This is a genomic window from Burkholderia sp. KL41 (genome assembly GCF_057005415.2).
On record NZ_CM174447.1, the window covers coordinates 709,925 to 733,843 of the forward strand.

The window sequence follows — 23,919 nt, forward strand, 5'->3', positions numbered from 1 at the left end:
GATCGACCGCATCTTTGACGGGAAGCTACTTAAATCCAACATATTGTGGCTAAGTTGGTAATTTTGCCGATAAAACGCAGAATTAAAGAATTAATCTCCTTGAGCCAAGGTAGCGTTAATTCTATAATTTTGGGTGTTAACCGGCATGGATAGGGTGTAAGACACACTATGTTGGATTTAAGCTTCAGCAAACCGAGCGAGGTCGTCAAGCGACTCTGCGAGCGCCTGCGCACCGAGCGTCTGGCTGTGGGCATGACGCAGTCGGATCTTGCCGGGCGTGCCGGCATCGCGACCAACACCGTGTCGAACCTGGAGGCCGGGCGCAATGTCGGCTTCGAGGCCGTGGTCCGGGTGGCGATGGCGCTCGGCCGAATCAAGGAGCTCGAAGGCCTGTTCCAGCCAAAGCTGGACAGCATCGAGGACATTCTGCGCTACGAGAAATCAGCCAAGCGCCTCCGTACGAGGAGGAAGTCCGGCGATGCCTGAACAAGTGAATGTTTTCTACGAGGGCTGGGGGGAGCGGTGGCTTTGGGGCACGCTGGTCTCCACGACTGCCCTGACCGGTCGCCCCCTGATCGTGTTCGAGTACAGCAACGAGGCGAGGCAGAGGGGCCTGGAGCTGTCTTTGTACACATTGCCGCTGGAGGGCCCCCGGTTGCGGCGAGATTTCCCGGTTCATCAATTGCAACTGCCGGGGCCTGTCTATGACGCGTTGCCGGACGGGTGGGGCATGCTGCTGATGGACCGTATGTTCCGGCGCCGTGGGCTCAACACGGCGCGCATTGGCGCCCTGGAGCGGTTGGCCTGTATCGGCAGCAACGCGATGGGGGCCATGGCGTTCGAACCCGTCGCACCCGAAGGAGAGGCGCCGGACGTCCACATCCCGCTGGAACAGCTTGCTGCCGAAGTTCAGGACGTGCTCCATGGTGAAGGGGGGGAGTTCCTGCAGACGTTGCTGCGGGTGGGCGGCTCGCCCCAAGGTGCAAGGCCCAAGGTCCTGATCTATCGCGATCCGCAAACCGGCGGGTTGACCACGGCCGCCACACCGGGCTTCGAAGCCTGGCTGGTCAAGTTCCCCGCAAGAGACGAGCACGCCGAGGTGTGCGCCATCGAGATGGTCTACGCCGAATGTCTGCGCAGATGTGGCATCGAGACTCCGGACACGCAGTACTTCAGTTTGCCCAATGGGCTGGCGGCGTTCGCCAGCAAGCGCTTTGATCGGCATGAGGGATCGCGTGTCCCCATGCAGAGTCTCGCGGCGTTTACGGGGGCCGATTACCGGCATGCGGGTTCGCTGGACTACCTCAACTTCTTGTGGGCGACGCGGATCTGTACCAACGACGTGCGAGAGATGAGGAGGGCCTTCGAGCGCGCCGTCTTCAACGTCGCGTTCAACAACCGCGACGACCATCCCAAGAACTTCGCCTACGTCATGGCGCCAAATGGTCAGTGGAGACTGGCGCCGGCCTACGATGTGACCTTCTGCGAGGGGCCCGGTGGATATCACCAGATGGACGTGATGGGTGAGGCACTGGAGATTTCCCGCACGCACATGCTTCGGTTTGCCGAGGAAGCCGAAGTGCCCCAGGACGTTGCCGGCAGGATGATCGACGACATGTGCGAAGTGGCCGGTCAATTCTCGGACATGGCCGAGAACATGTACCCGCGGATCATTACTCGAGATACCCTGCGCACGATCCAGGGCCGCATCAACGAGAACGTTGGCCTGCTTCGCCAGGCTCCCGTGGGTCGCGCTCGCCGGTGAGGATGTACGTAAAAACGCCGCCGACAAGCCCTGTCGGCGGCGCTTCGTCAGTATATTGATGAGCGGACAGTGCGTCCGCCGTCGTCAAACCGTCTCCGGCTGCCGCACGGCCTTCGCGACATTCCGCGCCATCGCCCCGTTCGCGACGAAATAAGGCACGTCCACGCGCGCGAGCGGTTGCTTGCCACGAATCTTGTCCGCGATTTTCTCCGCGATCATGATCGTCGGCGCATTGAGGTTGCCGGTCGTGATGATCGGCATGATCGACGCATCGACCACACGCAGCCCTTCCAGCCCGTGCACGCGGCCTTCTTCGTCGACCACCGCCATATCGCCGTAACCCATCTTGCACGAGCACGACGGATGGAACGCGGTTTCCGCGCGGGCCCGCACGAACGCGTCGAGTTCCTTGTCGGTCTTGCAGTCCGCGCCCGGGTTCAGCTCGCGGCCGCGATAGCGGTCGAGCGCGGGTTGCCGCATGATTTCACGCGTCGCGCGGATCGCATCGCGGAACTCGCGCCAATCGAGCGCTTCGGCCATGTAGTTGAACAGGATGCTCGGATGCTGGTTCGGATCGCGCGAGCGCAGCTTCACGCGGCCGCGGCTCGGCGAGCGCATCGAGCCCACGTGTGCCTGGAAGCCGTGCATCTCGATCGCGTTCGAGCCGTTGTAGTTGATCGCCACCGGCAGGAAGTGGTACTGGATGTTCGGCCACAGGTCGTCGTCGCGCGTGCGGATGAAGCCGCCCGCCTCGAAGTGGTTGCTCGCGCCGAGGCCCGTACCGTTCAGCATCCATTCGAGGCCGATCTTCGGCTGGTTCCACCACTTCAGCGCCGGGTACAGGGAGACGGGTTCCTTGCACTCGTACTGGATATACATCTCCAGGTGATCCTGCAGGTTCTGGCCGACGCCGGGCAGGTCGAGCACGACGGGAATGTCGAGCTCCTTCAGCCACGCGCCGGGGCCGACGCCCGAGCGCTGCAGCAGTTGCGGGGACGCGATCGCGCCGCTGCACACGAGCACTTCGCGGCGCGCGTGCGCGGTCGCGCGCTCGTTGCCGCGCAGGTACGTGACGCCCGATGCGCGCTTGCCGTCGAACAGGATGCGGTCGGCGAGCGCATGCGTGACGATCTCGAGGTTCGGCCGTGCACGCGCCTGGTCGAGGTAGCCGCGCGCGGTGCTCGCCCGGCGGCCCTTCGGCGTGACGGTGCGGTCCATCGGGCCGAAGCCTTCCTGCTGATAGCCGTTCAGGTCGTCGGTGCGCGGATAGCCGGCCTGTACGCCCGCGTCGACCATCGCCTCGAACAGCGGGTTCACGCCCGGCTTGCTGGTCGTGACCGACACGGGGCCGCTGCCGCCGTGATAGTCGTTCGGGCCGACGTCGCGCGTCTCGGCCTTCTTGAAGTACGGCAGGCAGTCGAGATACGTCCAGTTCTCGAGGCCCTTGTGCGTCGACCAGTTGTCGTAGTCGAGCGCGTTGCCGCGGATGTAGCACATCCCGTTGATCAGCGACGAGCCGCCGAGCCCCTTGCCGCGCCCGCATTCCATCCGGCGGTTGTCCATGTGCGGCTCGGGGTCGGTTTCGTACGCCCAGTTGTAGCGGCGGCCCTGCAGCGGATAGGCGAGCGCCGCCGGCATCTGCGTGCGGAAGTCGAAGCGGTAGTCGGGGCCACCCGCTTCGAGCAGCAGCACCGTCACGTCCGGATCTTCCGTCAGGCGCGTTGCGAGCACGTTGCCCGCGGAACCCGCGCCGCAGATGATGTAGTCGTATTCGCGTGTCGTCATGACGGTCAATCTCCTTTCGTGATCCTTAAAACACCGGGTTGTAGCGGCCGAGCTCGACCTGCACCGACTTGATTCGAGTGTAGTGCTCGAGTGTCGTGATGCCGTTCTCGCGTCCGACACCGGATTGCTTGTATCCGCCAACCGGCATCTCGGCCGGCGATTCGCCCCACGTGTTGATCCAGCAGATGCCGGCTTCGAGGCGATGGATCGTGCGGTGCGCGCGCGACAGGTTCTCCGTCACCACGCCGGCTGCGAGCCCGTAGTGCGTGTCGTTCGCGCGGGTGATCACTTCGTCTTCCGATTCGAAATCGAGGATGCTCATCACCGGCCCGAAGATTTCCTCGCGGACGATCTTCATGTCGTCGCGGCAATCGCCGAACACGGTCGGCGCGACGTACTGGCCGCCGCCGAAGTGGCCGTCCGTCAGGCGCGTGCCGCCCGCGAGCAGCTTCGCGCCTTCGGCCTTGCCGCTTTCGATGAAGCCGAGCACCTTGTCGAGCTGCGCGGCCGATACGAGCGGGCCGAAGTTGGTATCGGCGTCGGTCGGCTTGCCCACGCGGATGCGCTTCACGCGTTCGAGCACCTTCTGCGTGAACGCGTCCTTGACCGAACGGTGCACGAACACGCGCGTGCCGTTGGTGCAGACCTGGCCTGAGCTGAAGAAGTTGGCGGTGACCGCGATGTCGGCCGCACGGTCGAGATCCGCATCGTCGAACACGATCAGCGGCGACTTGCCGCCGAGCTCCATCGTCACTTCCTTCAGCGACGATGCGCCGGCCAGCGACATCACCTTCTTGCCCGTCTCGACGCCGCCCGTGAACGACACCTTCGCGATGTCCGGATGGCCCGTCAGCAGCGCGCCGACCGAGCCGTCGCCCTGCACGACGTTGAACACGCCGGCCGGCACACCGGCTTCCGTGTAGATCTCCGCGAGCTTCAGCGCGGTGAGCGGCGTGACTTCGCTCGGCTTGAACACCATCGCGTTGCCGGCCGCGAGCGCGGGTGCCGTCTTCCAGCACGCGATCTGGATCGGGTAGTTCCATGCGCCGATGCCCGCGCACACGCCGAGCGGCTCGCGCCGCGTGTAGACAAACGATTCGGCGCGCAGCGGCACCTGCAGCCCTTCGATCGCGGTGGCGAGGCCCGCGTAGTACTCGATCACGTCCGCGCCGGTGACGATGTCGACCGCGAGCGTCTCGGCGATCGGCTTGCCCGTGTCGCGCGTTTCCAGCGCCGCGAGTTCGTCGTTGCGCTCGCGCAGCAGGTCGACGGCGCGGCGCAGGATGCGCGAGCGCTGCATCGCGGTCATCGCGGCCCATTCACGCTGGCCTTCCTGCGCGGATGCAATCGCGCGATCGACGTCGGCCGCGCTGGCCTGCTGCACCTGCGCGAGCAGTTCGCCGGTGGCGGGGTCGAAGGTGTCGAAAGTCTTGCCGCTCGTGGCGTCGACGTAACCGCCACCGATGTAGAGGCGCTGCAAACCGAATACGGACATGAGGATCTCCTTGAGGGCGACTGCGTCGCGCGTCAGTCGGACGCGAGCAGCAGGTCGATGTAATCGTGGGCGAGCTTCAATGCAGCCCGGGTGTCGATCGGGCCGCCGGCGAGTGCGCCGCGCAGCCACAGGCCGTCGATCAGCGCGGCGAGGCCGCTGGCGGCTTCGCGCGCTTGCGTACGCGGCAACGCCTTCGCGAATTCCGCGCACAGGTTCGAATGGAGGCGCCGCGTGTTGACGTGCTGCAGGCGCTTGAGCATCGGGTCGTGCATGCTCTGCGACCAGAACGCGAGCCACGTCTTCATGACGGGGGCGCTCACCTGTGTGTCGTCGAAGTTCGCGGCGACGATCGCGCGCAGCCGCGAGCGCGGGTCCTTGCGTGCCGCCACGCGGCGGCGCGTGGTGGCCGACCACAGGTCGCGCAGCACGTGCCGCATCGTCGCTTCGAGCAGGCCGTCCTTGTCGCCGAAGTAGTGGCTGACGATACCCGTCGAGATGTTCGCGCGCTGCGCGACGGACGCGAGCGTCGTGCCGGGCAGGCCCGCTTCGTCGATCGAACGCAGCGTGGCGTCGATCAACTGTGCGCGGCGAATCTCCCGCATTCCGACTTTCGGCATCGCGACTCCCTTCGCCCGGACGGGCCGTCCATGGAAGTCGAGAGCTTAGCGGTTTTTTATTGATCGTTCAATCAACAAAAAATCGGGGTCTGACGGTGACGACGGTTGCCGGGCAGACGAAAGGGCAGTCGGCCGAGCGTTGTGCAGGTGCGGAAAAATAATCGAAAGATGGTTAAGAAAACAGAAGTTTGTTTAAAACGCTTTCTGAAGTCGGCAATCAATCCGGTTAATCGTTGCGGGTGTCGAAGCGATTACGGAATGAAAGAATATTGAGCTATGTGATATTCGGTGAAATATCGAAGTCGGACGAAGAAACGACGTCACGATTCATTCATGAAAATCCGTTTGAAATAAGCGAATGAAACGGATCAAGTCATTGATTTGCAATGAATAATGCATGGTAAGGCGGGCTTGGGCCGGCGCTCCGCAAACGATTGCGGTCACCCTCGAAAGGATTCCGCTTACCATAAAAAATGACGGAATAATTTGAAGCGGCGGTATTTCCTGACAGAGTAGAGGGTATCGTTGGAATGACTTGAGTCAGTAATATTGTCCGTATTAGTATGGCGCCGCACTACGAGGAATGAATCGATGCCGCCGGTATTGCCGCGGTGCATTGGCCAACCGCGCGATTCGGATTGCGCGCGAAAACCGGCGCAGCCATTGCGCACCTGCAGCATGCCGCGACGTCGAGACGCCGCATCCACCGGAGAACGACGATGCTGACCGAAAAACACGTGGTCCCGCTACCGAATGGTCTGAAGGTCTACGTCGAACGGAACGTGTTCGACCCGGCGTTCGACACGGCGATGCTCGTCAACGGCGCGCTCGCGACGACCGCGTCGTTCGGGCAGACCGTCCAGTATCTCGGCGAGCGGATGAACACGATCTGCTTCGACCTGCCTTACGCGGGGCAGTCGCGCCAGCACAACCCGGGCTGCTTCATCCTGACGAAAGACGACGAAGCCGCGATCCTGCAGTACCTGGTCGAGCGTTTCGCGCCGGCCTACCTCGTGTCGGTATCGTGGGGCGGCGTGGCGTCGCTGTTCGCGCTCGCACGCGGCTGCCCGAGCGTGCGGCGCGCGGCGATCTGCTCGTTCTCGCCGTTCCTGAACGATGCGATGGTCGACTACGTGACGCGCGCCCGCGACCACATCGCGGCCGGCGAGAACCTGAAGGCCGCGCAGTTGCTGAACGACACCGTCGGCCGCTACCTGCCGCGCATCATGAAGCTGTACAACTACCGCTATCTCACGCGCCTGCCGCGCGACGAGCAGGACCAGGTCGCGTTCCACGTCGACCAGATCCTGTCGCTGCAGCCCGAGCGCTACCTCAGCGAGTTCTCGAACATCGGCTGCGAGCTGCTGTTCCTGAACGGCGAGCGTGATGAATACACGACGCCCGCCGACGTGCGCCAGCTCGGCGCGCACGTGCCGCGCGCGCGGTTCGCGACGGTGCCGGACGCCGGCCACTTCCTCGACATCGAAGGCCGCGCGCAGCGCGAATACACGCGTGCGGCGCTGCTCGACTTTTTCTGCGGCGAGTCGTCGCTCGCCCCCGGCATCGCGCTCGCCGCCGCGCAGGCGTGCGTGCCCGCGCCGATGCACGCGCTGTCGTCGTGACGCCGCGCGCCGTGCGTCCGGTACGCAACGCGCATCCGAATTCCCATCCCAACGAGGCAGGCCAGCCGTGAATATCGTTCAGACCATCGCCATCGTCGTTCCGTGGGCCGCGTGGCTCGCCTACTGGATCGCCACTTCGCAAGGCGTGAAGGCGACCGTGCGCAAGGAAGCGTCGCGCTCGCGCACGCTGCAGTCGATTCCGCTGATCGTCGGCGGCGCGCTGATCATCCTGCCCGATCCGTCGTGGCAGGCACTCGTGCCCGACTGGCAGCGCTTCGGCCTGCAGGCGCAGTGCGGGCTCGCGGTGCTGGTCGCGGGCCTGCTGTTCTCGGTGTGGGCGCGGCTGCATCTCGGCACGAACTGGAGCGTGTCGGTCACGCTGAAGGAAGACCATGAACTCGTGCGCACCGGGCCGTACGCGCTCGTGCGTCACCCGATCTATACGGGCTGCCTGATCGCGCTCGTCGGCGCCGCGCTGATCGGCGGCGAATGGCGCGGCGCGATCGGCGTGCTGCTCGTGTTCGCGTCGCTCGCGTACAAGGTGCGCGTCGAGGAAAGCTGGCTGACCGGGTATTTCGGGCCGGCATACGCGCAGTACCGCCGCGAGGTCGCGGCGCTGATTCCCGGCTTCTACTGATCCCCGCGAGGCGCGCGATGGCGAAGATGATCGTGACCGCGATCGGCTCGGCGGGCGACGTGCATCCGCTGCTCGGCGTCGCGCGCACACTCGCGGCGCGCGGCCACGACGTCGTGTTCTGCACGCATGCGCCGTTCGAGGCGGCCGTGCGCCATTGCGGGTTCGAATTCGTGCCGATCGGCACCGCGGCCGAATACGAGGCCGCGATGGCGAACCCCGCGCTGTGGGATTCGCGCACGTCGTTTCGCACGCTGTGGCAGGTGATCGCGCCAACGCTGCGCCCGCACTACGACGCGCTGCGTGCGCTGGCCGACGGCGACACGGTGCTCGTCGGCACGCTGTGGGCGTTCTCCGCGCGCTTCATGCAGGAGCTGCACGGCACGCCGTATGTGTCGGTGCAGGTGTCGCCGTCGACGCTGCTGTCCGCGTATGCGCCGCCGACCCACCCGCGCCTGACGATTCCCGCGCGTTGGCCGCTGCCCGTGAAGGCGGCGCTGATGACGCTGATCGAGCGCCAGGTGCTCGATCGCACATGCGGCCCCGCGCTCAACGCGGTGCGCCGCGAGCTCGGGCTCGCGCCCGCGCGGCGCGTGCTGGGCCGCTGGCTGCATTCCACCGACGGCGTGCTGTGCCTGTTTCCCGGCTGGTTCGCGCCGCCGCAGCCGGACTGGCCGTCGAATCATCTGCAAAGCGGTTTTCCGCTGTTCAACGATATCGCGGTGCCTGACGACGATGCGGAACTCGATGCGTTTCTTGCGGCCGGCGAGCCACCCGTCGTGTTCACGGCCGGCTCGACGCTCGTCGATCACGCGGCGTATGCGCGCGCGGTGGCGGACGCGCTGCGCGCGACCGGCGCGCGCGGGATCCTGCTGACGCCGCACGATGCGGCGCCGGACGGCGACCGGTTGCTGGTGCGCCGCTTCGTGCCGATGCGCACGCTGCTGCCGCGCTGCCGCGCGCTCGTGCATCACGGCGGGATCGGCACGGCGGCGCTCGCGTTCGAAGCCGGGATCGCGCAGGTCGTCACGCCGTTCGCGCACGACCAGTTCGACAACGCGCAACGCGTCGCGGCGAGCGGCTGCGGCGTGCGCGTCGACGGCCCGATCGACGGTGCGCGCCTCGGCGCGGCGCTTGCGCACGTGCTCGACGAACCCGCGTTCGCGGTGCATGCGGAGCGCGCCCGTGCGCTGCTCGACGCCGCGCCGGACGGCTGTCGTGCGGCCGCCGATTTCATCGAACGGTTCGCGCCGAAGCGCACGCGGGCGACCGCGCGGGCCGCTGTCGCGGCGGCCGGCGCATGAGCACCGCGTCGCCGCTTCAAGGCGAGCCCGTCGCGGCGTCCGCGTTCGATGCGCCGGCCCCGGCGTCGGAACCGGTCGCGCAGCCGGTGCGCGGCATCCGGCTCGCGCTGCTGACGTTCGCGCTGTCGCTCGCGACCTTCATCGAGGTGCTCGACTCGACCGTGACGAACGTCGCGGTGCCGGCCATTTCCGGCAGTCTCGGCGTCTCGAACAGCCAGGGCACGTGGGTGATCAGTTCGTATTCGGTCGCGGCCGCGATCGCGGTGCCGCTGACGGGCTGGCTCGCGCGCCGCGTCGGCGAACTGCGGCTGTTCGTCGGCGCGGTGCTGCTGTTCACGCTGACGTCGCTGCTGTGCGGGCTCGCGCGCGACCTGCACGTGCTCGTGATCTGCCGCGCGCTGCAGGGGCTGTGCTCGGGGCCGATGGTGCCGCTGTCGCAGACGATCCTGCTGCGCACGTTCCCGCCGGACAAGCGCACGATCGCGCTCGCGCTGTGGGCGATGACGGTGCTGCTCGCGCCGATCTTCGGGCCGGTGGTCGGCGGCTGGATCGTCGACAACTTCTCGTGGCCGTGGATCTTCCTGATCAACCTGCCGATCGGGCTGTTCTCGTTCGCGGTCTGCACCGCGATGCTGCGCCCCGACGCGCAACGCGGCACGGCCGGCCCGATCGACGTGCCGGGCATCGTGCTGCTCGTGATCGGCGTCGGCTCGCTGCAGGCGATGCTCGATCTCGGCCATGATCGCGGCTGGTTCGGGTCGCCGCTGATCGTCACGCTGGCGGTGGTCGCGGGGCTCGCGATCGTGTCGCTGCTGATCTGGGAGGCGGGCGAGGCGCATCCCGTCGTCGACCTGAGCCTGTTCCGCGATCGCACGTTCTCGTTCTGCGTGCTGATCATCTCGCTCGGGATGATGAGCTTCTCGGTGGTCGGCGTCGTGTTTCCGCTGTGGATGCAGGCCGTGATGGGCTACAACGCGTTTCACGCGGGGCTCGCGACGGCGTCGCTCGGCGTGCTCGCACTGGTGTTCTCGATCCTCGTCGGGCTGCATGCGCATCGCTTCGACGCGCGCGTGCTCGCGACCTTCGGCTTCCTCGTGTTCGCGGCCGTGCTCGCATGGGATGCGCATTTCACGCTGAAGATGACGTTCGCGCAGATCGCCGCGCCGGGGCTGATCCAGGGGATCGGGCTGCCGTGCTTCTTCATTCCGCTGACGGCCGCGACGCTGTCGCGCATTCCGGACGACCGGCTTGCCGCCGCGTCGAGCCTGTCGAACTTCCTGCGCACGCTGTCGGCTGCGTTCGGCACCGCGATGAGCGTGACGCTGTGGGACAACCGCGCGACCTATCACTACGACGTCGTGTCGCAATCCGTCACGCACGCATCGGCGAACACGCAGCGCTTCGTGCACACGCTGAACGCGATGGGCGTGGACGGCGTGCGCGAGCTGACGACGCTGCACCAGGTCGTGATGCAGCAGGCCTACATGATGGCGACCAACGACATGTTCTGGATGGCGAGCATGACGTGTCTCGCACTCGCGGCGATGATGTGGCTGACGCGGCCGAAGCGTGGCGCGGCCGCGTCGTTCGGGCATTGAGGAGAGGAACATGACGACACTCGGCGCACTCGTGATCCTGTATCACCCGAGCGACGCGCAGCTCGACGCGCTCGGCACCTGGCGGCACGCGTGCGATGCGCTGCTCGTCGTCGACAACACGCCGCAGCCCGATGCGCGGGCGCGCGCGCTGTGCGATAGGGAAGGCATCGCGCTGCTGCATCACGGCAATCGCGGCGGCATTGCCGGCGCGTACAACGCGGGCCTCGCGGCGCTGTTTCGCGACCGCGTCGACGCCGTCGCGCTGTTCGACCAGGATTCGTCCGTGCCCGCCGCGTATTTCCCCGCGATGCGCGACGTCTGCGCAGGGCTCGCGGGGCGTGCGTTCCTGGCCGGCCCGCGCATTTTCGACGAGAACGCGCGCAGTTTCCTGCCCGAACTCTCGACCAACGGGATCGGGCTGCGCCGCTTGCGCATCGAGCCGGGCGCGCCGCTGCAGCGTTGCGCGTTCCTGATCTCGTCGGGCTGCGTCGTGTCGCGCGATGCGTTCGACGTGCTCGGCCGCTTCGACGAGACGCTGTTCATCGATCACGTCGACACCGAGTACAGCTTTCGCGCACTGGCGCGCAACGTGCCGCTTTATGTCGTGCCGTCGCTGGTGCTGCCGCACCGGATCGGCGCGAAGCAGCGCCACGCGATCGGCCCGTTCGAAATGACGTCGATGAATCACTCGTGGCAACGGCGCTACTACAGCGCACGCAATGCGGTGCAGCTCGGGATGCAGTACGGGCTGCGCTTTCCGGTGGCGATCGTGCCGAACCTGCTGACCGTGTGGCAGGTCGTGCAGATCGCGCTCGTCGAACACGACAAGCGCGCGAAGCTCGCCGGCATCCTGTTCGGCATCGCGGACGGCCTGTTCGGCCGGCTCGGCCCGCTCGAGCGCACGCGGCCGCGGCTGGCCGAGCGTGCGCGGCGCGTCGAGCAGCGCATTCAGCAGGGATGAGGAGCGAAATGCGGCGTGTGAAACAAGCGACGGGTTGGGCGCATCGCATGAAGGGCGGCGCGGTGATCGGTGCCGCGGCGGTGTCGCTGGCATTGGGCGGATGCGTGCCGACGGGCTTCCTGCCGTCGCTGTCGTTGCACGCGCCGGCCGACGATGCGCTCGCGCAGACGGCCGGCCCCGGCGTGAACGGCGCGTGGCCCGCGCCCGACTGGGTGAAGCAGTTGCAGGATCCGCAGCTCGACGCGCTGGTCGCCGAGGCATCGCAGAACAACCCCGACCTGCAGGTTGCGCAGGCGCGGCTGCGGATCGCGCAGGCGCAGCTTCAGCAGTTCGATTCGTTGACGGGGCTGACGGGCACCGCCGGCGCAACGGTCAGCCGCGCGCGGATGCCGAAGCCGGGCGACGACGTCGCTGACGTGTCGGTCGGCGGCTATCGCGTGCCGGTCGAGATCTTCGGCGATCCGAACGTATCGCCGTCGTCGGTGTTCGTCGGGCTCAACTACCAGCTCGACCTGTGGGGCAAGAACCGCGCCGCGACGAAGAGCCTGATGTCGCTGCGTGAAGCGGCGCGGGTCGAGGCCGAGCAGGTGCGGCTCACGCTGGCGGTCGCGATCGTCACCGTGTACTGCCAGCTCGACCAGGCGTATGCGACGCAGGAACTGCTGCAGCAGAAGCTGAAGGTGAGCCAGCGCGTGACGACCGTGCTGCGCGAGCGCACCGCGCGCGGGCTCGACAACGCATACGACGCGAGCGATGCCTCGATCAAGCGCAGCAAGCTGCTCGCGCAGATCGCGCAGAACGACGAGCAGATCAAGCTCGCGCAACTGCAGCTCGGCGTGCTGTCGGGCCGCGGCCCGGAGCGCGGGCTCGCGCTGCAGCGGCCGCGCGTGGGCGCATTTGCCGGCGGCGCGCTGCCCGCGCGGCTGCCGGCCGGTCTCCTCGGCCGCCGGCCCGACATCGTCGCCGCGCGGTTGCGCGTCGAAGCCGCGTTCGCGAATGCCGATTCGACGCGTGCGCAGTTCTATCCGGACGTGAACCTCGTCGCGCTCGGCGGCGTGTTCGCGCTGACGCCCGCATCGCTGTTCTCGCGCGACGCGCTCGCCGGTTCGGTCGGCCCGGCGATCTCGCTGCCGGTCTTCGATCGCGGCCGGCTGAAGGCGAAGCTCGGTGCGGACGTCGCGCAGGCCGACGTGGCGATCGGGCTGTACAACAAGACCGTCGACGACGCGCTCGGGCAGGTCGCGCAGCTCGTCACGTCGCTGCAGACATCGCAGACGCTCGTCGCGCAGCAGCAGGATGCGGTCGCGGCCGCGCAAAAGATCGTGCAGATCGCGACCGACCGCCATCGGCGCGGCGTGCTGATGCAGAAGGACGTGGATGTCGCGGATCTCACGCTGATCGACGAGCGCGCGCAGTTGATCGCGCTGCTCGGCCGGCAGCGTACGCTGCGTGTCGGGCTGGTCGGTGCGTTGGGCGGCGGATTCGATGCGGGCGCGACGGTTGCGCAGGCGCCGGCCGCGCATCGGGCGCGTAGCGGGGCGGCGAAGCGAGGTGCGTCGACCGTCGCACCCGCTGCCACCGCCACGACCGCATTCGCCGCGAACGCGGGCACATCGGTGGCGGGGCCGTCGGCCGATGCGCGTGCGCGGAGCGTGGCCGTCCCGCAGGTCGTCGTCGCATCGGATACCGGGGCCGCACGACGCGACGACACGGCACGCACGCCGGCCGTCGGCGCGACGCCTCGCGGCACCCCCGTTCCCGCGCGCACGGCGGCCGCGACTCCGGCGCCGAGCCTGTCGGTCATGCCGCCGATCCCCCTGTTCCAGCACGATCGTCTGATCGTTACGCAAAGCGACTGATGCACCACGACAACCTACATACCGCCGCGCCGCCGGCCGCACTGAACGATCCTGCACTCGACGCGCGCCGCGCGACGCGTCGCAAGCGCTTCATCGTGTTCTTCGCGGTCGTGCTGGTGGCCGCGCTTGCATGGATCGCATACTGGTTGCTGAGCGATCGTTATTACGAAGACACCGACGATGCGTACGTGGCCGGCAGCATCGTGCAGGTCGCCGCGCAGATCCCGGGATCGGTGACCGACGTCGTGGTCGCCGATACGCAGGCCGTGCGCGCCGGCCAGACGCTCGTGAAGCTCGACGACACCGAGGCGTCCGTCGCGTTCGCGCAGGCGAAGGCGCAGCTCGCACAGGCCGTGCGGCAGGTCGCGAACGCGAAGATCTCGAACACGATGTACGTCGAGGCCGTGAACGCGCGGCGCGCGGACCTGTCGCTCGCGCAGCGTGCGTTCGCCGCGCGCTCCGGTGCATCGGTCGAGATCGTCGCACCCGAGGAACTCGCCCGTGCCCGGGCGGCGGTCGCCGGTGCACAGGCGAATCTTGCGGCCGCGCAGGCGCAGCTCGACGCGGCGCGCGCGCTCGGCACCAGGCTGCCCGTCGACGAAAACCCGGCCGTCGTGCAGGCGGCCGCGCAGTTCAAGCTCGCGTACCGCAACCTGAAGCGCACGACGATCGTCGCGCCCGTCGACGGCACGATCGGGCAGCGTTCGGTGCAGGTCGGCCAGCAGGTCGGGCCCGGCGTGCCGCTGATGTCGATCGTGCAGCTCAACCAGCTGTGGATCGAGGCGAATTTCAAGGAAGGGCAGATCCGCCACATGCGCATCGGGCAGCCGGTCGAGGTCGTGTCGGATCTCTACGGCTCGCGCGTGACCTATCGCGGCCGTGTGCAGGGCTTCTCGGCGGGTACGGGCAGCGCGTTCTCGATGCTGCCGTCGCAGAACGCGGCCGGCAACTGGATCAAGGTCGTGCAGCGCGTGCCGGTCGTCATTGCGCTCGAGCCGCGCGATCTCGCCGCGCATCCGCTGCGCGTCGGGCTGTCGATGCGCGCGACGGTCGACACGCACGACCGCAACGGCCACGCGCTCGACAGCGAGCCGCCGACGCCGCCCGTCAGCACGCGCGTGCACGACGGGGTGGCGAGCGACGCGGAAGCGGCGGCGGCCACGATCATTCGCGAGAATCAGGGCGGGTAGCGCCTGCCCGGGAGAGGGGCGGCCGATCGCGACGACCGGCCCGCCCCCCGCGCGTCACGCCGCCCGCGAAACCTTTCCATCGTTTCCCGCCCGACTTTCGCATTTCCGCCATCGATGTCGGCGCCGTTCAAACGCGTGTCGCGTTTGAGACATCGGCGCCCCTGCCTCCGGGACTACTCTCGAACAGCACGTTGCGCGTGCGCCGGATGGCGCCGGCGCGCCGCGGCGCCACCAACGAGACATGGAGACAATACGATGAGCAGCAATCGAGGTGTCGTCTATCTTGGACCGGGCCAGGTCGAAGTCCAGAAAATCGATTATCCGAAGATGGTCGATCCGAGCGGCCGCGCGATCGGCCACGGTGTGATCCTGAAAGTGGTCAGCACGAACATCTGCGGTTCCGACCAGCACATGGTGCGCGGCCGCACGACCGCGCCGGTCGGCCTCGTGCTCGGTCACGAAATCACGGGCGAGGTGGTCGAGATCGGCCGCGACGTCGAAACGCTGAAGCTCGGCGATCTCGTGTCGGTGCCGTTCAACGTCGCTTGCGGCCGCTGCGCGATGTGCAAGGACACGCATACAGGCGTGTGCCTGAACGTGAACCCGTCGCGTGCCGGCGGCGCCTATGGCTACGTCGACATGGGCGGCTGGATCGGCGGCCAGGCCGAGTACGTGCTCGTGCCGTATGCCGATTTCAACCTGCTGAAATTCCCCGACCGCGACCAGGCGATGGCGAAGATCCGCGACCTGACCTGCCTGTCCGACATTCTGCCGACCGGCTATCACGGCGCGGTGAGCGCGGGCGTGAAGCCGGGCTCGACGGTCTATATCGCGGGCGCGGGCCCGGTCGGGATGGCGGCGGCCGCATCGGCACGCCTGCTCGGCGCGGCCGTGACGATCGTCGGCGACATGAACGCGGAACGCCTCGCGCACGCGAAGGCGATGGGTTTCGAGACGGTCGACCTGTCGAAGGACGCGTCGCTCGGCGAGCAGATCGAGCAGATTCTCGGCGTGCCCGAGATCGACTGCGCGGTCGACTGCGTCGGCTTCGAGGCGCACGGCCACGGCTCGTCGGGCCACGCGGAAGAGGCACCGGCCACGGTGCTGAACTCGCTGATGGAAATCACGCGGCCGGCCGGCGCAATCGGCATCCCGGGCCTGTACGTGACGGACGATCCGGGCGCGAAGGACAAGGCCGCGCAGCACGGCAGCCTGAGCATCCGCTTCGGCCTCGGCTGGGCGAAGTCGCACTCGTTCTTCACGGGCCAGACGCCGGTGCTGAAGTACAACCGCAACCTGATGCAGGCGATCCTGTTCGACCGTCTGCCGATCGCGAAGATCGTCAACGTCGAAGTGATTTCGCTCGACCAGGCGCCGGAAGGCTACAAGAAGTTCGACGGCGGCGCGCCGCGCAAATTCGTCATCGACCCGCACGGGTTGCTGGCGGCGTGATGCGCTAGCGTTCGACGCGCGCAGCGCGTCACGCAAAACGGGCGGCACCGGAAACGGGTCGCCCGTTTTTGCCGAGGAAGCACGGGGAAGGGCAGGCCGCGCGCAGGTATCGCGCGGGCCGGAACGCTTGCGCACCGCCGATCCCGGCCGCACGGAATTGCTGCGATAATCGTCGCCCGTTCCCGACCCATCGCCGCCGCCGCCCGGCGCCGCATCCACGAATGGCCAAGTCACTTCCCCTCGCCGCGTTGCACACGTTCGTCGAAGTGGCGCGCTGCGGCAGCATGAAGCAGGCGGCCGACCAGCTCTGCATTTCGCCGGGCGCCGTCAGCCAGCACGTCCGCAATCTCGAGGATCGCCTTGCCGTGCGCCTGTTCGAGCGCACCGGCCGCGAACTCGAGCTGACCGGCACGGGCCGCGCGCTGTTCGATCAGCTCGCCGGCGGCTTCAACGAGATCGAGGCCGCGTGGGCGAACGTGCACGGTGCCAATCGGCGCATCGTCCGCCTCGCCGTGACGACCACCGCCTCCTTCGCGAACACGTGGCTCGTGCAGCGCCTCGGCGCGTTCAATGCCGCATACCCCGAAATCGAAATCACCGTCGAAACACGCGCGCAACTGGTCGACCTGCGTCGCGACTATGTCGACGTCGCGATCCGGCACGGGTTGGGCCATTATCCCGGGCACGCATCGTTCCGCATCTGGACACCCGAGCTGTGGCCCGTCTGCAGCCCGCAACTGCTCGATCCCGCGCGCCCGATCGCCACGCCGGCCGACTGCCTGTCGTATCCGCTGCTGCAGGACGCGGACCGCGCCGACTGGGCGCTGTGGCTGCGCGCGCAGGGAATCGAGGATGCCCGTGCGCCGCGCGGCGCGAGCTTCAGCGAGGATGCGCTGCTGATCAAGGCGGCGGTCGCCGGGCAGGGCATCGCGCTGGTGCGCGACATCTATGCGCGGGACGAAGTCGCGGCCGGCCGGCTGGTGCGCGTGCTCGCGCGGCCCTGGCCGACCGAACTGTCCTATTACGTCGTGTGCAGCGAAGCGCGCCGGCGCGAGTGGAAGATCGCCGCGTTCCGCGACTGGCTCGCGAGCGAGATCGGCAGTGGCGACGACGGCCCGCGCGATCTACTGGCGTGACCCGCGCACGGCGGCGGCCGCGAACCCCTTGAGCTTGCCGGTTGCGAGCGCGGTGCCGAGCAGGATGATCGCGCACCCGGCGACCGTCTGCACGGTGATCGTCTCGTGCAGGAAGATCGCGCCCCATACGACACCGAAGATCGGGATCAGGAACGTGACCGACGCCGCATATTGCGCGCCCGCATTGCGGATCAGCCCGAAATACAGCAGATAGGCGACGGCCGTGCAGATCGCGCCGAGCAGCACCACCGCGATCCACGCGGACGCGTGAACGGGGCCGTGCGGCCACATCGGCAGCGCGAGCGGTACGAGTGCGACCGCCGCGAACAACTGGCTGCCGAACGCCGACACGAACGGCCTGACATTCGCCAGCTTGCGCTTCGAGTAATGCGCGGCGAACCCATACGACAGCGTCGCGAGCATCGCGGCGGCGATCGCGCGCGGTGCGCCGGGCGTGCCGGCGCCGACCGCGGAACCGGCGAGCACGACGACACCGGCAAAGCCCAGCGCGAGGCCGATCGCCTGGGGTTTCGTCAGCGGCGTACGCAGCCATGCGAATGCGACGATCGCGGTCCACAACGGCGTCGTCGCATTCAGGATCGAATCGGTGCCGGCCGTCACGAACAGCGCCGCGTAGGTCAGCAGGCAGAACGGCAGCGCCGAGTTCGCGATGCCGACGACGAACAGCGGCACGACGTGCGAGCGGAATTCCTGTCGCGCTTGCGCGTTGCGCAGCACCGGCGACAACAGCACGGCCGCGATCGCGACGCGCAGCGCGATCAGCGGGACCACGCCGAATTCCGGTGCACCCATGCGCATGAACAGGAAGGACGCGCCCCAGATGGCAGCAAGGGTCACGAGCTGTAGTGCATTCATCGACGACTCCGTTCGGTGGATCGGGTGAGCGGCCGGAACGCGATACGCGCCGGCGCGGGCGAATGACCCATTGAACGTCACGCATGCGTCGCGGCGCAAACGAGGTTTTGCGAGGGGCGGTTTAGAAAAATGAATCGACGCAAGCGCGTGCACGGACGGCGCGTACGCGCTCAGTGGCCGCGATAGAGCTGGGCGAGTTGCGTATTGCTGGCGGTGGTGGTGCGTCGCGCACGCGCGGTGTGTGCGGTGTGCGCGCTCACTCGGTGGAAAACGCGGGCGCGATGCGCGGCATTGCGACCGGCTTTCAGGTCGGCCACCCGAACCGTGGTGGCGGCATGCGACCGATCGGGTGCACGGATGGCCGGCGCGGCCCGCGCGACTGTGGTTCGTCCGGCAGCTTCGCCGACATCCGGGCTGCGCTGTCGCGCGGCCGCCACCTGGGTTCCATCAGTCGAATGAAACGGATAGGCGGGCGCCGGCAGGACCGGCAGCACGGGATCGTTCGACACGTACGCACCCGCATCGCTCGCCGTCGCGCCCGATATGTTCGTGCCGCGACAGACCGGATCGGCATTGCACGTCCGGTCGACCATCACGTAGCCGCCGACCAGCAGCACGAGCGTCAGGATGCTCAGGATCGGCGCGCTCGATGCGCGCGGCCGCCGGGATGCCGCGTTGCGAAGCGTCCGCGTGACGCGCGACGACCACGTATCGAAGTGCTGCACCGCGTGCGGGGTGCGCGCGTCGTCCGGCGTGCGGCGAACCGGATCGAACGGCCAGTCCCACTGGCCGCAAACGGGGCAGTGCTCGAGCGCGCGGAAGGCCACGAAGCCGCATTCCCTGCAGCGGCAGCGGGCAGTGCGCCGCGCGTCGGCTCGTGCGTTCAGGATCGCGCGCCAGTCGTCGCGTGCGCGGGACGTCCGATTGGGCAGGACTCGCATCGCCGGAAGCGGGCAGGCGCCGTCAACGAGGCGAACGTTCGCCGGTCGACATGACGCTGTCCTGCAAGGCAACCGATCGGCCCGAGCCGGAATCCGGCGGCCCGTGCGTTGCCGACGGTCGTGCACATGCGGTGCTCATGGGATTCTCCGTGACGTCGGGTGGGCGGAGCACGTTCTTCCGCGGTTACCTTCCGCTTCATTCTTGGCTGCCTGCGTGTGAAACGCAATGCGCAAAAAGGAGCATCGCGACGTGCACGTTTCGTGCTAACCGTCCTGCCGCTGCCGGGCCGCGAGCGTCCCGATGGTCTCCATCGCGTGCTCGACGGCCGGTGTCCACGGCCGGCCGTAATTGAGCCGAAGATAGCGGCGGAATCCGCCGGTTGCGGAAAAGATCGGCCCCGGCGCGATGCTGACGCCGTTTTCCATCGCATCGTCGAACAGGTGCATCGCATCGACGCGCGGCGGCAGTTCGATCCACAGGAAATACCCGCCGTGCGGCGCGAACACTTCGGTGCCGTCCGGAAAATACGTCTGCACGGCCGCCAGCATCTGCGCCTGGTGCGCGGCGAGATTGCGGCGCAGCTTGCGCAGGAAGCGGTCGTACGCACCGTCGCGCAGGTAGTTCGAAATCGCCATCTGCGCGGGCACGTCGGCCGCCGGCGCGCTCGCGCTTCTTGCCTGACGGATCTGCCGCACGTAGCGTCCGGCCGCGACCCAGCCGATCCGGAACCCGGGCGCGAGGCATTTCGAGAACGAACCGCAATGCAGGACGAGCCCGCTGTCGTCATACAGTTTGGCCGGGCGCGTGGGTGCCGTTCCGAAATGCAGCTCGCCATAGACGTCATCCTCGATCAGCGGTATGCCGCGCGCCGTGAGCAGGTCGATCAGCTCGCGCTTGCGCTCGTCGGTCAGCGTCGCGCCGGTCGGGTTGTGGAACGACGTCATGAACCAGCATGCCCGCACCGGATGCGTGTCGAGCGCCGTTTCGAGCGCATCGAGATCGAGGCCGGTGCGCGGGTCGACCGGAATCTCGACGGCCTTCAGGTGCAGGCGCTGCACGGCCTCGAGGGCCGCGTGGAATGCCGGTCGCTCGATCGCGACGATATCGCCCGGGCGGGTCAGTGCCTGCAGGCTGAGCGTCAGCGCTTCGAGCGCGCCGGTCGTGATGACGATCTCGTCCATCGGCAACGCCGCGCCTGCGTTCAGGTAGCGCAGCGCGATCTGGCGGCGCAGCGTGTCATAGCCGGGCGGCAAGCCGGACAGCAGCGCCGTGCGATCCATGTTGCGGGCCGCCGACGCCATCGCGCGCCACAGGCTGCTCATCGGGAACAGGGAATAACTGGCGAAGGCCGAGCCGAGTGGAACGATCTCGTCGCGTTTGAGCGAGTCGAGCAGACGGAACAGCACATCGTCGTCGCCGGTTGGCTCGGCGGCCGGCTTGCGCGGCGGACCGTGTGCGAACCGCACGTGCTTGTCTTCGAGGTTCGCAACGAAATAACCGGATCGCGCCCGCGCGACGATCAGACCCTCGCCTTCGAGCGCGTAATACGCGCGAAACACGGTGGACGGGCTCACGCCATACACGCGGCAGGCCATGCGCACGGTGGGGATGCGCGCACCGGGCGGCAGGTCGCCGCGGTGGATTGCGTCGGCGATCGTTCGTGCGAGCACAGCGTATCGCTTCATGCCAGCCCTCCGCCCGATCGGGGCCTTGCCGAAAAAAGAGTAGCACGGCACCCGTCGCGTGCAAGCGTGCCCCCAATTGCTGATCCGCATGTTTTTGCCGGGCTCTGATTCTTTTCTTTCGTCTGACAAGCCGGCATGCTCTCGAGCAATCCGCGTTCCCGATGTCCGACCGACCGGAATCGACGCTGCCCGACGGCGGATTCCTGGCCCGCGCACATCCTGCGCGGGACCTTTTCTGCGGCGTCACAACCTTGCCCGGAAACATTCAGCGTGAAATTGAAGACTCTCGTCGCCGGCCTCGTGGCCGGCATCGCCCTCAACCTGTCGAGCGGCATCGCAACGGCCGCCTGCATCAGCAATCCCGCCGCCCAGCCGAACGCGACGTTCCCCGCCGCACTGACCGGCAAGCTCGTCTACCACAGCTACGTGAAGTACGGCGACGGCACGAGCCAGCTGTTCCTCTACGACTTCTCGGCCCATACGCTGACGCAACTGAGCAAGAGCACGTGGGGTATCACCGATCCGATGAACGGCGTGTTCAGCCCCGACGGCAAGTGGCTCGCGTTCATGGGCATCAGCAACGGCGCATGGAACGTGTTCATGCTGCAGCTCGGCGCCGGCACGCCGCCCGTCAACCTGACGAACAGCACGGGTGCCACGCGCAACGAGGATCCGAAGTTCAGCGCCGACGGCAAGACGCTCGTGTTCAAGCAGAACGGCGACGTCAAGCAGGCGACGCTGTCGTACACGAGCGCGGGCCCGGTGTTCACGTCGGTCGTGAGCCTGACGAACGCGCCGGCCGGCGCCGAATACTCGATGCCGTTTCTCGCGCCGGATTCGAGCGCCGTCTATTACGCGACCGGCACCGGCTCGAACATGGGGCTGATGAAGCGCACGATCGCGACCGGCGCGACCGCCGTGTTCGATCATCCGGCCGGGCTGCAGACGTACTACCCGATCGTGCGCGCGGACGGCATGGTGTTCTACGCGCGCTGGAAAGACAGCGGCGCGGCCGACCAGATCTATACGAAGACCGCAGACCCGGCGTCGACGCCGAATGCGTTGCCGATCAACGACTGCGTGAGCAACAACTCGGATCCGGCACCGGTGAACGGCACGAACTACGTGTTCTTCTCGTCGACGACGGCGGGCGGTTATCAGCTCTACGTCGGCGACGTGACGACCGGCCAGCGCTGGAGCCTGTCGCCATTCGGCGTGAACGCCGACACGACGAAGGCCAAGCTCGGGTCGAGCTATTACGGCGGCCCGGCCGCCGCGCAGCCGGTGCTGCTGTCGCAGGGGCATCCGGCCGCTGCGTCGGCGAGCTACAACGCGTCGCTCACGCCGGACAAGGCGTTCGACGGCAACACCACGGGCACGCGCTGGGATTCGCCGGAAGGCGCCGGTGCCGGTTCGCAATGGATCTCCGTGGATCTCGGCGCGGCGAAGCGCATCGATCACGTCGATCTGTACTGGGATGCGGGCGCGCTCGTTTATCAGATCCAGACGTCGAACGACAACGTCAACTGGACGACGATCTATTCGACGAGCAACGGCGGTTCATATACCCACGTCACGCTGCCGAATCTCAACGGCAGCGGTCGTTACGTGCGGATGCTCGGCACGCAGCGCGCAACGCAGTGGGGTTACTCGTTGTACGAAATGCAGGTGTGGGGATCGTAAGCGCAAGGAAAAAACGGCCTTTTAGGCCGTTTTTTTTATGCATCAATCACAGCGACGCTCACGCGTGCAGTACGTGCGCCGGAAAGGCGGGGCTGGCGCTTGCCGCACCTTGCGCGAGCGGCGCGACCTGCTTGCGGCGTTCGCGGGTCGGCGCGACGCCGAACGCGTCGCGATAGCTCTTGCTGAAATGGCACGCCGACTGGAACCCGCACGCCATCGTGATGTGCATGATCGACATGTCGGTCTGCAGCAGCAGTTCGCGCGCGCGGCGCAGCCGCAGCGTCAGGTAGTAGTGCGTCGGCGTCATGCCGAGGTGTTCGCGGAACAGGCGCTGCAGTTGCCGCTGCGACATGTTCGCGAGCCGCGCGAGCTCCTCGCGCGACAGCGGCTCCTCGATGTTGTTCTCCATCAGCGAGATCACTTCGAACAGCGACTTGTTCGCCGAGCCGAGGCGCGCGACGAGCGGCATGCGTTGCTGCGCGCTCGTGTCGCGCACGTGTTCGACGATGAACTGCTCGGCGATCTGCGTGACGCGCGCGGTGCCCACGCGCGCGGCGATCAGGTTCAGCATCATGTCGAGCGGCGCGACGCCGCCCGTGCACGTGATGCGGTCGCGGTCGATCACGAACAGTTCCTTCAGGAAGCGCGTATCCGGAAACTCCTCCTTCAGCGCCGACATGTTCTCCCAGTGGATCGCGCATGCGTAGCCCGCGAGCAGCCCCGACTTCGCGAGCGCATAGGTGCCCGTGCACAGGCTGCCGAGCGGGATGCCCGCGCGTGCGAAGCGGCGCAGCGTCGACAGATGGGCGGGCGTGGTCGCGCGTTGCACGTCGACGCCGCCGCACACGAACACGATGTCGGGCTGCCCCACGCACTCGGCCGGGCCCGTATCGACCGTCAGGCCGTTGCTCGCGGTGACCGGGCCGCCCTCCGGGCTGATGACCGACCAGCGGTAGAGCGGCTGGCCGCTCAGGTAGTTCGCCATCCGAAGCACCTCGATCGCATTGGTGAACGCGATCATCGTGAAATTCGGTAACGGCATGAACGCGAAGTGGGACAGCGACGCTGTGCGGTCGGGGGACATGGGGAGCTTCCTGAAATCTCTAATAGCTATAGGCCCGGGGCACGGATCGGGCTGCGGTATTGTGTGAGCCAGCGCAACAAGCGTGCCATACGGCTAAACCCTAGCTCCATACGTTGTATGGCTGAAAGCCGCATGCTGCACTGCACCGTATTCGTGACGGAGTGCACCCCGACCGGGCGGCAATCGCACCGACGGCGTGCCTGTTCATAGGTGAACCGTCGACGGCGATTT

Annotated in this window: 19 protein-coding genes; 12 read left to right on the top strand and 7 right to left on the bottom strand. The window is 67.3% G+C overall.

Annotation, left to right across the window (positions count from 1 at the left end; translation table 11 throughout):
- Positions 1 to 168 precede the first annotated feature (168 nt).
- On the top strand, positions 169 to 486 hold the full coding sequence (locus PQB87_RS20780; protein WP_059687001.1) for a helix-turn-helix domain-containing protein: 318 nt from the start codon (positions 169 to 171) through the stop codon (positions 484 to 486).
- Positions 479 to 1,765 (top strand): type II toxin-antitoxin system HipA family toxin, encoded by a 1,287-nt coding sequence (locus tag PQB87_RS20785; RefSeq protein ID WP_489243654.1) that lies wholly within the window; start codon positions 479 to 481, stop codon positions 1,763 to 1,765. The genes PQB87_RS20780 and PQB87_RS20785 overlap by 8 nt, the downstream gene beginning before the upstream one ends.
- A gap of 84 nt (positions 1,766 to 1,849) precedes the next feature.
- On the opposite strand, the gene betA is transcribed toward PQB87_RS20785, so the two are convergent.
- Genes betA through betI form a run of 3 tightly spaced genes read right to left on the bottom strand, consistent with a single transcriptional unit; the run spans position 1,850 to position 5,662 of the window.
- Positions 1,850 to 3,550, bottom strand: a complete 1,701-nt coding sequence (betA, locus tag PQB87_RS20790; RefSeq protein WP_489243656.1) for a choline dehydrogenase — start codon at positions 3,548 to 3,550, stop codon at positions 1,850 to 1,852.
- A 25-nt stretch (positions 3,551 to 3,575) separates the two neighbouring features.
- Positions 3,576 to 5,045 carry a betaine-aldehyde dehydrogenase gene (betB, locus tag PQB87_RS20795; RefSeq protein WP_489243658.1) on the bottom strand — a complete coding sequence of 490 codons (1,470 nt, stop codon included), beginning with the start codon at positions 5,043 to 5,045 and terminating at the stop codon, positions 3,576 to 3,578.
- A gap of 32 nt (positions 5,046 to 5,077) precedes the next feature.
- Positions 5,078 to 5,662, bottom strand: a complete 585-nt coding sequence (betI, locus tag PQB87_RS20800; RefSeq protein ID WP_021160333.1) for a transcriptional regulator BetI — start codon at positions 5,660 to 5,662, stop codon at positions 5,078 to 5,080.
- Between the two features lie 719 nt (positions 5,663 to 6,381).
- Here betI and PQB87_RS20805 point away from each other — a divergent pair.
- From PQB87_RS20805 to PQB87_RS20845, 9 genes are all read left to right on the top strand, one after another.
- Positions 6,382 to 7,284, top strand: a complete 903-nt coding sequence (locus PQB87_RS20805) for an alpha/beta fold hydrolase (RefSeq protein WP_059620296.1) — start codon at positions 6,382 to 6,384, stop codon at positions 7,282 to 7,284.
- Between the two features lie 67 nt (positions 7,285 to 7,351).
- On the top strand, positions 7,352 to 7,921 hold the full coding sequence (locus tag PQB87_RS20810; RefSeq protein WP_059862067.1) for a methyltransferase family protein: 570 nt from the start codon (positions 7,352 to 7,354) through the stop codon (positions 7,919 to 7,921).
- Between the two features lie 17 nt (positions 7,922 to 7,938).
- Positions 7,939 to 9,222 carry a glycosyltransferase gene (locus PQB87_RS20815; protein ID WP_489243659.1) on the top strand — a complete coding sequence of 428 codons (1,284 nt, stop codon included), beginning with the start codon at positions 7,939 to 7,941 and terminating at the stop codon, positions 9,220 to 9,222.
- On the top strand, positions 9,219 to 10,820 hold the full coding sequence (locus PQB87_RS20820; RefSeq protein ID WP_489243660.1) for a DHA2 family efflux MFS transporter permease subunit: 1,602 nt from the start codon (positions 9,219 to 9,221) through the stop codon (positions 10,818 to 10,820). The genes PQB87_RS20815 and PQB87_RS20820 overlap by 4 nt, the downstream gene beginning before the upstream one ends.
- A gap of 10 nt (positions 10,821 to 10,830) precedes the next feature.
- Entirely contained in the window at positions 10,831 to 11,781 is a 951-nt protein-coding gene (locus PQB87_RS20825; RefSeq protein ID WP_489243661.1) for a glycosyltransferase family 2 protein, read from the top strand.
- Between the two features lie 8 nt (positions 11,782 to 11,789).
- Positions 11,790 to 13,640: an efflux transporter outer membrane subunit gene (locus PQB87_RS20830; protein WP_489243662.1), complete on the top strand. Its 1,851-nt coding sequence runs from the start codon at positions 11,790 to 11,792 to the stop codon at positions 13,638 to 13,640.
- Positions 13,640 to 14,830 (top strand): HlyD family secretion protein, encoded by a 1,191-nt coding sequence (locus PQB87_RS20835; RefSeq protein ID WP_233344254.1) that lies wholly within the window; start codon positions 13,640 to 13,642, stop codon positions 14,828 to 14,830. Before PQB87_RS20830 ends, PQB87_RS20835 begins: the two co-directional genes overlap by 1 nt.
- Before the next feature lie 255 nt (positions 14,831 to 15,085).
- Complete coding sequence (fdhA, locus tag PQB87_RS20840; RefSeq protein WP_027789739.1) at positions 15,086 to 16,282, top strand: formaldehyde dehydrogenase, glutathione-independent; 1,197 nt, start codon at positions 15,086 to 15,088, stop codon at positions 16,280 to 16,282.
- Between the two features lie 221 nt (positions 16,283 to 16,503).
- Entirely contained in the window at positions 16,504 to 17,418 is a 915-nt protein-coding gene (locus PQB87_RS20845; protein WP_489243664.1) for a LysR substrate-binding domain-containing protein, read from the top strand.
- Here PQB87_RS20845 and PQB87_RS20850 read toward each other — a convergent pair.
- From PQB87_RS20850 to PQB87_RS20860, 3 genes are all read right to left on the bottom strand, one after another.
- Positions 17,407 to 18,294: a DMT family transporter gene (locus PQB87_RS20850; RefSeq protein ID WP_060086330.1), complete on the bottom strand. Its 888-nt coding sequence runs from the start codon at positions 18,292 to 18,294 to the stop codon at positions 17,407 to 17,409. The genes PQB87_RS20845 and PQB87_RS20850 overlap by 12 nt on opposite strands.
- A 170-nt stretch (positions 18,295 to 18,464) precedes the next feature.
- Positions 18,465 to 19,235, bottom strand: a complete 771-nt coding sequence (locus PQB87_RS20855) for a hypothetical protein (protein WP_489244264.1) — start codon at positions 19,233 to 19,235, stop codon at positions 18,465 to 18,467.
- Positions 19,236 to 19,499: 264 nt separating this feature from the next.
- Positions 19,500 to 20,921, bottom strand: a complete 1,422-nt coding sequence (locus tag PQB87_RS20860) for an aminotransferase-like domain-containing protein (RefSeq protein ID WP_489243666.1) — start codon at positions 20,919 to 20,921, stop codon at positions 19,500 to 19,502.
- 270 nt (positions 20,922 to 21,191) lie between these two features.
- Between PQB87_RS20860 and PQB87_RS20865 the strand changes: the two genes are divergently transcribed.
- On the top strand, positions 21,192 to 22,604 hold the full coding sequence (locus tag PQB87_RS20865) for a discoidin domain-containing protein (RefSeq protein ID WP_489243667.1): 1,413 nt from the start codon (positions 21,192 to 21,194) through the stop codon (positions 22,602 to 22,604).
- 58 nt (positions 22,605 to 22,662) lie between these two features.
- On the opposite strand, the gene PQB87_RS20870 is transcribed toward PQB87_RS20865, so the two are convergent.
- Positions 22,663 to 23,688, bottom strand: coding sequence for a GlxA family transcriptional regulator (locus PQB87_RS20870; RefSeq protein ID WP_042975715.1), 1,026 nt, complete (start codon positions 23,686 to 23,688; stop codon positions 22,663 to 22,665).
- Positions 23,689 to 23,919 lie beyond the last annotated feature (231 nt).

Excerpts from the sequence above, each read along its gene's own strand:
- PQB87_RS20815 (WP_489243659.1), top strand. The coding sequence starts at position 7,939 with ATGGCGAAGATGATCGTGACCGCGATCGGCTCGGCGGGCGACGTGCAT.
- PQB87_RS20785 (WP_489243654.1), top strand. The coding sequence starts at position 479 with ATGCCTGAACAAGTGAATGTTTTCTACGAGGGCTGGGGGGAGCGGTGG.
- PQB87_RS20805 (WP_059620296.1), top strand. The coding sequence starts at position 6,382 with ATGCTGACCGAAAAACACGTGGTCCCGCTACCGAATGGTCTGAAGGTC.
- PQB87_RS20820 (WP_489243660.1), top strand. The coding sequence starts at position 9,219 with ATGAGCACCGCGTCGCCGCTTCAAGGCGAGCCCGTCGCGGCGTCCGCG.
- PQB87_RS20870 (WP_042975715.1), bottom strand. The coding sequence starts at position 23,688 with ATGTCCCCCGACCGCACAGCGTCGCTGTCCCACTTCGCGTTCATGCCG.
- PQB87_RS20850 (WP_060086330.1), bottom strand. The coding sequence starts at position 18,294 with ATGAATGCACTACAGCTCGTGACCCTTGCTGCCATCTGGGGCGCGTCC.
- PQB87_RS20855 (WP_489244264.1), bottom strand. The coding sequence starts at position 19,235 with ATGCGAGTCCTGCCCAATCGGACGTCCCGCGCACGCGACGACTGGCGC.
- PQB87_RS20835 (WP_233344254.1), top strand. The coding sequence starts at position 13,640 with ATGCACCACGACAACCTACATACCGCCGCGCCGCCGGCCGCACTGAAC.
- betI (WP_021160333.1), bottom strand. The coding sequence starts at position 5,662 with ATGCCGAAAGTCGGAATGCGGGAGATTCGCCGCGCACAGTTGATCGAC.
- PQB87_RS20825 (WP_489243661.1), top strand. The coding sequence starts at position 10,831 with ATGACGACACTCGGCGCACTCGTGATCCTGTATCACCCGAGCGACGCG.
- betA (WP_489243656.1), bottom strand. The coding sequence starts at position 3,550 with ATGACGACACGCGAATACGACTACATCATCTGCGGCGCGGGTTCCGCG.
- PQB87_RS20845 (WP_489243664.1), top strand. The coding sequence starts at position 16,504 with ATGGCCAAGTCACTTCCCCTCGCCGCGTTGCACACGTTCGTCGAAGTG.
- PQB87_RS20780 (WP_059687001.1), top strand. The coding sequence starts at position 169 with ATGTTGGATTTAAGCTTCAGCAAACCGAGCGAGGTCGTCAAGCGACTC.
- betB (WP_489243658.1), bottom strand. The coding sequence starts at position 5,045 with ATGTCCGTATTCGGTTTGCAGCGCCTCTACATCGGTGGCGGTTACGTC.
- PQB87_RS20860 (WP_489243666.1), bottom strand. The coding sequence starts at position 20,921 with ATGAAGCGATACGCTGTGCTCGCACGAACGATCGCCGACGCAATCCAC.
- fdhA (WP_027789739.1), top strand. The coding sequence starts at position 15,086 with ATGAGCAGCAATCGAGGTGTCGTCTATCTTGGACCGGGCCAGGTCGAA.
- PQB87_RS20830 (WP_489243662.1), top strand. The coding sequence starts at position 11,790 with ATGCGGCGTGTGAAACAAGCGACGGGTTGGGCGCATCGCATGAAGGGC.